The organism is Pseudarthrobacter sp. CC4 (genome assembly GCF_048957775.1).
In the GTDB taxonomy this organism is placed as follows: domain Bacteria; phylum Actinomycetota; class Actinomycetes; order Actinomycetales; family Micrococcaceae; genus Arthrobacter.
Genome location: NZ_JARCCZ010000051.1, coordinates 1 through 8,750 on the forward strand (window position 1 = coordinate 1; position 8,750 = coordinate 8,750).

Here is an 8,750-nt window from a genome sequence, read left to right on the forward strand (position 1 = left end):
CACCGCTGGGCAGTTCTACTGGCCGTCAGTGGGCAATTACGTGGCCGCCTATGGGCAGTTTTTCATGGCCGCTTACAGTCGGCTTCGTAAAACGCAAGATGCAGCTGTTGACGCCTCCCGGAACTACGGGGTGTACGACATCGAGACTGGAGAGCAGGTAGCTTACGGTCGCGTCGTGACTGACGGAGTTACGTTTGCCTGGCTTTGCGACGTGTTCGTTACGACCGAAGCCCGCGGTCAGGGCATCGGCAAGTTGCTCGCCGCAGGTGTAATGGCGGACCTGGAGCCTCTGGGCCTGAAGCGGATTCTGCTTTCAACGGCAGATGCTCACGGGCTTTACGCCCAATATGGCTTCACAGCACTGGCTGAGCCATCAAGAATGATGGCTCGTGTCCGTTGACCTTTCCCCATCGGGGACCGAGGCCTGATGAATTCCGTTGAATTCCGTCGGGCATGAATAGCCTTGGAGGGCTGGGCCTGTTGGGCAATGGTGAGGGCGGGCCGGCAGGAGTCCGTGCCGGTTTCGTTGATGGTGCCGTTGAAGGTGAGGCGATCGACGATCGCGGCGCACGGGCGTGGGCCGGTGAAGGTTTTAGTTCAGCCTCTTTCCGTACCGGAAATGGCGAAACTCCGGCCAAATAGCGGTTGGCCGGAGTTCCATCCCACATCCTGCACGCTGAACCTTGACGTTGGCTGGGAACGGGACGAACGGCCTTCGCGGCATCACCGACCGCCTTCCCGGTCGGGGCCCTCCGCTTTTGGTGCTTACGCTTTTGGCATGAGGGTTGCAAGAAGGGATACCATCGCCGGGCTTCCGGCCGGGCTGGCCCGCCCGATTGGCCGCAAATTTAGTGGCCGCGAGATGGTCGCCGAGGCCATAGCGGAGCTGCTCGACGGGACTGGATTTCGAACACGATGCCGTCCTCGCGGAGCTGGAATCCGCCGGTTACATGGAGAGAGTCCGTGTCGACGCTGACGGCGACGTCTGGTGGGACTCGACCATCCAGGGCAATGCCCTGGCGATGGCAGGCTTCGGGAAACCGATCCGCAGGAAGACCGCAGACCGCCTGGTGGCGGGGTTGGTGGAACGGGCGCACGCCTACAACGCCGATCCAGGCAAGCCCCTGTTCATCGGCACGCTCAGGGTCTTCGGAAGCTACCTCAGACCGGGCATCGATCCACTCGGTGACGTTGACATCGAACTCCCGTATGGCAGAAGGGTCACAGCCCGGCAGGCGCTCTCGGACTACACCAGGGCCACCGGACGGTCATTCGGAACATACTTCGACCAGCTGATGTGGCCACAGACCGAACTGGTCCGGCACCTGAAGAAACGCTCGGCGTTCGTCAACATCACGCTCGAGGACATCACCAGGTTTAACGGCAGCTTTGAAACCATTTACTGCATCGACGCGGACACGGGCGCGGTCCCGCCGCCGGACGACAGATCCTTGATCGGGCGGTAGACAGAGTGCGTGCACCGCCGGGTTGGTCAGGAGAGGCGGCTATCGGCGGATCCGAGGCGACCAGTTGGGTGATGCGTCAGCCCTCGAGCCCATAGGTTAGCCGGCGGCCGCAAAGGCGCGCCGCGGCCAGGACCCGTTGTACAGCATCGTCCACGTCGCCATCCCGCAGCAGCCGTGCCGGCGGGACATCGTCAAATGGTAGGCAAGCCGCAAACGAGTCATCACCTCGGCGGAAGGTTTCAGCTCGTCTTCTGCCCACCGCGGGACCACACGGGTTTCCTCGACAGACCCGATGTACGCGACCAGCTTCGCACCAAGGATGTCCCTTAGATCCCGGACCAGCTGGGTCTGGGCCAGCCTGATCGAATCCCGGTGCGCCTATAGCCCTCCGCGGCCCCAGGAACTACTGCCATGCACCTCCTGCTCCCATGAGAGCAGCAGCGGCGAAGGACAAATCCGGGACGAATCACACGACAAGTACCGCATGCTTCGCTACGACTGCTGTGCCCCAGCTCTCTGTTCATTGCGTGGCGTGGCCGTCTACTATCGAGCCATGACGGTCAGGCTTGATGCCGATGGTGCTGTGTATTCCGATGTGGATTGCTTCAGATGCGAGTTTCCCGGACCGCATTGGGCCGGGCGGCGTGGTTGCAGCGACGTGTTCGCGTGTCGTCGATGCTTCGCTGTTTTCGCGGACCCCACGACCCACCCAACTGCCGGGTCGCTGAGTTCCGGCATTGACGTTTGCTGAATGTCCATGGCCGGTCATCACTGGGAGACGGCTCTCGCGGCAACGGCTCTCGGGGTGGGGAGGAGACCTGCGCAGGAGCAGCTTGCCGGAGGTACTGGTAGACGGTTTCCCTGCTGATCCCGAAATCCCGGGCCAAAACAACTTTCGGGACTCCGCTGCCTGCCCGCCGGACCAGCTCGGCTGCCCGCTCCGGTGTGAGGGTCTTCTTCCGTCCCATGTAAACGCCGCGCTGCTGGGCCAAGGCGATGCCGTCGCGCTGGCGTTCCGTGATCAGTGACCGTTAAACTTCAGCGAAGGCTCCCATGACCGAGAGTATGAGGTTCGCCATGGGGGAGTCCTCCCCGGTGAAGAGAAGCTCTTCCTTGAGGAACTCCACCCGCACCCCTCGCCGTGTCAGCCCATGCACCAGGGCACGCAGATCATCGAGGTACCTCATCACCCGCCTCGCCTGGTCCTTCGTCCCTGAGTCGGCACACGTCCTCGCCCGCTCACACGGGCGCCGAAAACACCAACACAACGCCTGCCGGCACTACTACAAAACAACACAGCAGGGGACATAATCGCGACTGTAGTACTAGATCCAGGTGCGCTTTTTGAAGATCCGGTACAGGGCGATGCTGACCCCGGCCATCAAAGCGACCGAGAGAGGGTAGCCGTACTCCCAGTGGAGTTCGGGCATGTTCTCGAAGTTCATCCCGTAGACGGTGCCCACGAGCGTGGGGGCGAAAAGGATGGCGGCCCAGGCGGAGATCTTCTTCACTTCCTCGTTCTGAGCGTTGCTGGCCTCGGCAAGGTGTTTCATCTCCTCGTTCTGGCTTTGCGCGACAAGGGTGGCGTTGACGGTGAGGATGTCCCGGAGCATGACCCGGAAGCCGGCGATGCGTTCGTTGGCCTGGACGGTGTGGTCGGCAACGTCGCGCAGGTACTGCTGGAGGTCTTCGGCGATCCCGTACTTGGTGAAGCCGCCGGCCAGGGCGTCGAGGATGCCGGTCAGCGGGTGGGTGGAGCGCTGGAACTCGATGACTTCCCGGGAGAGCTCGTAGATGCGCCGGGACACTGCGGGGTCGCCGCCGAATACTTCGGTCTCGATTTCGTCGATATCGTTCTCCAGCCCGGAAACCACCGGGGCGTAGCCGTCCACGACGGCGTCCAGGATCGCGTAGAGCACGGCCTCGGGGCCAAGACGGAGCAGGGTCGCGTCGTGTTCGAGGCGCCGGCGCACCTGAGCCAGATCGGGGGAGCCGCCGTGCCGGACGGTGATGATGAAGTTCGGGCCGACAAAGACGTGCAGTTCGCTGAATTCGATCTCTTCCCGGGAATCCAGGTAGCGGGCTGCCCGCAGGACCACGAACAGGGTCTCCCTGTAGCGTTCGAGCTTCGAGCGCTGGTGGGCCAGGACCGCGTCCTCAACGGCGAGTTCGTGCAGGTCGAATTCGGCGGCGAGGGACTGCAGCTCCGAGGCTTCCGGGCGGACGAGCCCGATCCAGGCCATGGAGCCCGGAGTGCGGTTCAGTTCCCGGAAGGTCTCCGGCAGGGTTGTCGGGGACGAGACACGCTTACCGTCCAGGTAGATACCGCTGTCGACCAGGCTGGGGCCGCCGGCGGGCGGGGTACCGGCCCCGGCCGATGCCGGGACCGGGGCCGCAACGCTGGGACGGGTGCGGTTGGCGAGCTTGTACAGGCGCGGACATGCGGCGAGGGTTCATGATGGTGATCCAGACGTACGAAGTGCAGGGGTGAGATTGCCGTGACGGCTTCTCCCGCTGGAGTGACGTGTGGATGACGTACGGAACCCGGGACGAGGGGTTCAAGCGGGAGAGGAGATGTCCCCGGCGCCGGTACTTGGAGGCTCGGTGTACATGGACACGTCCTCCTTCCTGGTGTTGCCCTGCAAAATCCTGCCCATTAGATCACGGCCGCGTGCGGCCGGACAAACCGGATGCGTTGTCGTGGTTAGAGCCATTTGCGGTGCTTGAAGGACACGTACAGGACGATGCCCATGGCGAGCATGAGGCCGACCGCAAAAGGGTAGCCCAGGGGCCAGGCCAGCTCGGGCATGTGGTCGAAATTCATCCCGTACACGGTTCCGACAAGGGTGGGGGCGAAGAGGATGGCCGCCCAGGACGAGATCTTCTTGACCTCCTCGTTCTGTGCCAGGCTCGATTCGGAGAGGATCCGCATCTCCTCGTTCTGTGCCAGGCTCGATTCAGAGAGGCGCTGCATCTCTTCGTTCTGCTGCTGGGCCACCAGGGTTGCGTGGACCGTCAGTGCGCTATGGAGCAGCACACGGAAAGCATCCACCCGTTCCACGACCCGGATGACGTGGTCGTGGACGTCCCGCAGCCTGCGCCGCAGCTCCAGATCCAGCTGGTATTTCTCCGCGCCGCGTTCGAGCGCCTCCAGCATGGCCCTGAGCGGGTGGGTGGCGCGCTGGAACTCGATGACTTCCCTGGAGAGCTCATAGATGCGCCGCGCCACGTCCGGGCCGGCGCTGAACAGCTCGTCCTCGATCTCATCGATGTCGTTCTCCAGGCCGGCGACGACGGGCTCGTACTGGTCCACGACTTCGTCCAGGATCGCGTAGAGCACCGCCTGGGGGCCAAGGGCCAGCAGCTCCGGGTTACCCTCGAGCCGGTGGCGGACCCGGGCCAGGTTCGGGGACTCTGCATGCCGGACCGTGACCACGAAGTCCGGACCGACGAAGACGTGCAGCTCACCGAACTCGACCTTTTCGACGTCGTCCAGATACCGGGCGGGGCGCAGCACGGTGAACAGTGTGTCCCCGTAGCGTTCGAGTTTGGCACGCTGGTGACCGTTGCGGGCATCCTCGACGGCGAGCTCGTGCAGGCTGAACTCGTCCGCCACCGACTGAAGCTCCTCCGCGCCAGGGCGGTACAGCCCGATCCACGCCATCCCGCCGCGTTCCCGCATCACCTCATACGTTTCATCCAGGCTTTTCGGGTTATCGGTCCGGCGGCCGTCGACGTAAACGGCGTTGTCCACCATGGTCATGACTGTCTGTCCCTTCGCTCCTGCGACCAGCCGAAGCTGTGCCCGGAGCTCAGGCGCCGGTCAATCCACTGTAACCGGCCTGGCGGGCGGCCCACTTCCCGGGAAGGCTCATCGGCCCAGGTGCAACCAAACCGACCGACCACTCCCGTCGCCCAGGCGTCCGGGCCGGCACACCTACGGACCACGTGGCCTCCCCGGACAGCGGCACCCGCGACGATGCGCCACCTCCTCAAACCACTTCCACCAGCCTGATCATCTCCTCATCCCGCTCCAGCTCCTTCGACCAATAGTCCGGATCCTTCACCATCAACTGATACTGCGGCAGGAAATCCCGGAAAAGCTCCGCCAGCAAGGACTCATCCTCATCCACCACACGGCGGACCGCCTCAACATCCAAAGGGACATCAAGAAGACGCCTGGCGGGGACGATGACCTCGTGGAGATTGTTCTCGTACCGGAGACGGAACGAGTATTCGATAGCAACTTTCACAGGCAACCCACCCTTTCGGCTTGCTGCACGCGTCCAGGCGGAAACCGGCAGGACCTGCGCACCTAGGCCAAATTTATCGGGCACTGACGACACAATGGAAGCCCGCAACGACGGCCACAGTCGGCCCCGGTGGACCCTTACCGGTGGTCCCAGTCCCGACGACGGGACTGTGGAAATAACGGTGTATCCGGCTCGACACGCCGGGCGGTAAGCCTGGCGGGGAGGAGCCCGATATGGCCGCGACACTTGAGGCTGTGCCGAGTACGAAAACCGCTGAAAAGAGAACAGAAACGTCGCCCGCGAAGCACGGTCGGTGTTCTCCATCCCCTGCGCCGCCAACCGAATAGCACTCCTTGGCGCGAGCCCCGTGGACCGAGTCCTCGCCACTTCCTTCCTCAACGTCCACATTCCCCGTGCCCCACGCGGTTCTTCACTTCCCGTAAAGACGCCATGGCGTGGTTGGTCAGGGATGCAGACCGGTAGGCCCAGCAATCGGCGCTTAACCTGTTTCTTCCACGGCGACTACAGTTCGACGTCGACGTCGAACTCACCGGGCGGCTGCCCCATCAAGGCCCCTGCCGCGGCACGATCCGTTTCGCGGATATCTTCAAATGATCTCGTATGCACGACCAGGTCCGGCAGTTCAAGAACCTCCAGGGCAAACCATCCATCCATGGCGGACTTGATGCGCGTAGTGAGTTTCGGTATTTCCACCCCTCCCCGGGAGACTGCTTGGCTGAAGACAATACCCCCGCCGTGGACCGGCATGTCCTAGCCGTCCCTCACACCGGAGAAGCCATCAAGATGCTCGCCTTCACGATGGGCAACAAGCCCCTCGCGTCGCTTCATTAGCGCTTATTTCGACGTACTCCCGGAAGGAAGCACCGCATCATCAACGCCGTCCAGGACGAGGACCCGAAGGCAGCCATGGACGCTGCCCTCAGCCTGAAAATCGCCTCGGCCATCTGGAAACGACAGTCGATGCCCTGGTCGCAGACGCCCCAGAAATTCTCTCGACCCTCCGCCCCTGCCTGACCGGGTAATTACATCCTGACCACGCGCGCAATCCCCGACCGCGAATTAGGGACGTCCCCGGCTCCTGCTGAGGCTCGCCGCCCGCCCTGCTACTCCATTGCCACCGTCGGTGACGCCAATTGTGGATGACAGCTACTCTGAGTCTTCATACTGTTGAACGGGAAGGTGGGCGGTTGTCATGTCGGAAGGGACGAAGGCTGATCCTTGGAGGCTTCTAACGGCCCCGGGGTCATCTGAATACCAGATGTACCGGGATCCCGATGCTGAACCTCCGGCGCTTGTCTGCCAGGTCGGAGCGACCACCTTGAAGTATCACCTTAGGGCGATCGAGGACCTTCATGCGTGGCTGACCGAGCAAGGTGACTGGGTTCCTCTGGGGGCTGCCGACGAATCCAAGCCAGCCCCGGACGGCAGCGTCGAGGCCTGGGGCCGTGACCCGGCAAACCCGGTCGGCGGCTGGTACGGGCTGCGTAAAGGCTACCGCGGCCGGTTTGGGATGTATCTACCGCCACTGCTGGAGGCGCTCGGACTAGCAGAACTCACTCACGAGAAACGCAACAACACAGTCCGCGCCCTCCCCAGGACCTGAAGACCGGTGTCCTGAAAAAGAAAGGGTGACGAGACGTGGGCTACGGCCAGTCTCTCTGGTTCGTTAGACCGCGCAGTAAAAAGCTGTCTCAAATTTGGCGTTTCCTCGCCGCTGCTTCAGCGACGCGCTTTCGTCATTTCGGCGGATTGCATGAGTCCAAACTGATCTCCGGGCAGTTCTTCATTGTCACGGGTTCTGTGCCGGAGGAGACTTGAGGCGACGGCCTCCCATCTCGGGCCGCCCGCGGGGCCACCCGGCTGGGGGGGCTCACAGCACCCTGTAGTGGCTGGTGGATCAATGAATTCTGTGACACCGCTCGAAAAGGCCCGCCAGCGGTTGCGCCATCTCTTGGCCTTGGTGATTGTCGCCCTGATTGGATGTCTTTGCGGGTGCCAGTATGAGCCCGATAACGTCGCCCTCCCGTCCACCAGTTCTCCAACTATGGAGGCCCGCACGGCCCCGCCACTGCCGGACGGAAACGACCCCCGCCCGTTCCCGCCGCTGCCGGAGAGTGGAGACATCGACGCCGGCGCATACTTCGTCCCCGTCGTCGGCCATACGGAACCTTTCGAGATCACCGTCCCAGACGGCTGGTTTGCTCTCGACGGCGGAAGCCTGGGCAAGGACGACCCGGATCACCCAGCTGAATGGGCCGTCTACATAACTCTTTTGCCTGTCAACTATGTGGCAACGGACGCCTGCACCTGGAGAGGCGCCCTTGCCGATGACGGTCCGTCGGCCGAGGCCTTCGTCGACGCGATGGCGGCGCAGTCGTCAACGGCAAGCGCCCCTCCAGTCAAGGTCACGGTGGGCAACTACTCTGGCTTCGAGTTCGACCATTTCGTCGAGGCCAACGTGGACATGAACGCCTGCGACGGCGGCAAGTTATGCATTTACTCAAGACATACACAAGCCTGCTCACGCTGGTACTCGACCCTGGGCGAACGCGAAACCTACCGGGTGGTGGACCTGAACGGCAAGCGGGCTGTCGTCGCGGTGGGCCGTATCGACGAATCAATCAATCCGGAACTGATGAGAGAGGCACGCGCCGTCTTCGACTCGATCGTGTTCTAGTCCTACAAGTCCAGCTGATCCGATAAGCGATCCCGCCCGCGGGCGCCGGCTCCTTCTCTGAAACCCCTCCATCTCCTTATAACCGAGGTGCCTCGAATCCCTAGGTTTCTGTGATGGCCTGACGCTCACGTCGAAATTGCCAACGATGCTTCGGCAACAGGTTCACCGGAGCGGGTTGACCGTTAATCCAGCATCTAGAATCTGAACATGTTGGGGACCGGCGAGGTTGTAATCAGCGGTGGAGTCATCGTTCTCCGCCCTCTGATATGTAGGTTTGGTTGTCAATAGCGCGTAGGTGAGCGGCTCCTGGATTGTGGTTCCGGGGGCCGCTCA

8 protein-coding genes and 3 pseudogenes are annotated in these 8,750 nt (G+C 62.7%); 5 read left to right on the forward strand and 6 right to left on the reverse strand.

Annotated elements, in window-relative coordinates; genetic code table 11:
- Window positions 1-40 precede the first annotated feature (40 nt).
- Window positions 41-400 carry a GNAT family N-acetyltransferase gene (locus PV768_RS21430; protein ID WP_421094161.1) on the forward strand — a complete coding sequence of 120 codons (360 nt, stop codon included), beginning with the start codon at window positions 41-43 and terminating at the stop codon, window positions 398-400.
- 89 nt (window positions 401-489) lie between these two features.
- Here PV768_RS21430 and PV768_RS21435 read toward each other — a convergent pair.
- A pseudogene (locus tag PV768_RS21435) lies at window positions 490-597 on the reverse strand (AAA family ATPase); the annotation flags it as partial.
- Window positions 598-950: 353 nt separating this feature from the next.
- On the opposite strand from PV768_RS21435, the gene PV768_RS21440 reads away from it, so the two are divergent.
- The gene (locus PV768_RS21440) at window positions 951-1,466 is read left to right on the forward strand and encodes a hypothetical protein (RefSeq protein WP_421094155.1); all 516 of its coding nucleotides are present in this window, start codon (window positions 951-953) and stop codon (window positions 1,464-1,466) included.
- 836 nt (window positions 1,467-2,302) lie between these two features.
- Here the strand turns inward: PV768_RS21440 and PV768_RS21445 are convergent.
- The 4 genes and pseudogenes from PV768_RS21445 to PV768_RS21460 form a co-directional block, all read right to left on the reverse strand.
- A pseudogene (locus tag PV768_RS21445) lies at window positions 2,303-2,659 on the reverse strand (recombinase family protein); the annotation flags it as partial.
- 132 nt (window positions 2,660-2,791) lie between these two features.
- Window positions 2,792-3,898: a magnesium and cobalt transport protein CorA gene (locus PV768_RS21450; protein WP_421094162.1), complete on the reverse strand. Its 1,107-nt coding sequence runs from the start codon at window positions 3,896-3,898 to the stop codon at window positions 2,792-2,794.
- A 272-nt stretch (window positions 3,899-4,170) separates the two neighbouring features.
- The gene (locus PV768_RS21455; RefSeq protein WP_421094156.1) at window positions 4,171-5,229 is read right to left on the reverse strand and encodes a magnesium and cobalt transport protein CorA; all 1,059 of its coding nucleotides are present in this window, start codon (window positions 5,227-5,229) and stop codon (window positions 4,171-4,173) included.
- A 229-nt stretch (window positions 5,230-5,458) separates the two neighbouring features.
- Window positions 5,459-5,719 carry a hypothetical protein gene (locus tag PV768_RS21460; protein ID WP_421094157.1) on the reverse strand — a complete coding sequence of 87 codons (261 nt, stop codon included), beginning with the start codon at window positions 5,717-5,719 and terminating at the stop codon, window positions 5,459-5,461.
- Between the two features lie 289 nt (window positions 5,720-6,008).
- Here PV768_RS21460 and PV768_RS21465 point away from each other — a divergent pair.
- Window positions 6,009-6,202 (forward strand): annotated as a pseudogene (locus PV768_RS21465) (STAS/SEC14 domain-containing protein); the annotation flags it as partial.
- Window positions 6,203-6,241: 39 nt separating this feature from the next.
- Here PV768_RS21465 and PV768_RS21470 read toward each other — a convergent pair.
- Entirely contained in the window at window positions 6,242-6,433 is a 192-nt protein-coding gene (locus PV768_RS21470) for a hypothetical protein (protein WP_421094158.1), read from the reverse strand.
- 499 nt (window positions 6,434-6,932) lie between these two features.
- On the opposite strand from PV768_RS21470, the gene PV768_RS21475 reads away from it, so the two are divergent.
- Both PV768_RS21475 and PV768_RS21480 read left to right on the forward strand, forming a co-directional pair.
- Window positions 6,933-7,343, forward strand: coding sequence for a DUF6855 family protein (locus tag PV768_RS21475; protein ID WP_421094159.1), 411 nt, complete (start codon window positions 6,933-6,935; stop codon window positions 7,341-7,343).
- A gap of 297 nt (window positions 7,344-7,640) precedes the next feature.
- Window positions 7,641-8,417, forward strand: a complete 777-nt coding sequence (locus PV768_RS21480) for a hypothetical protein (protein ID WP_421094160.1) — start codon at window positions 7,641-7,643, stop codon at window positions 8,415-8,417.
- The last annotated feature ends 333 nt before the right edge of the window (window positions 8,418-8,750 follow it).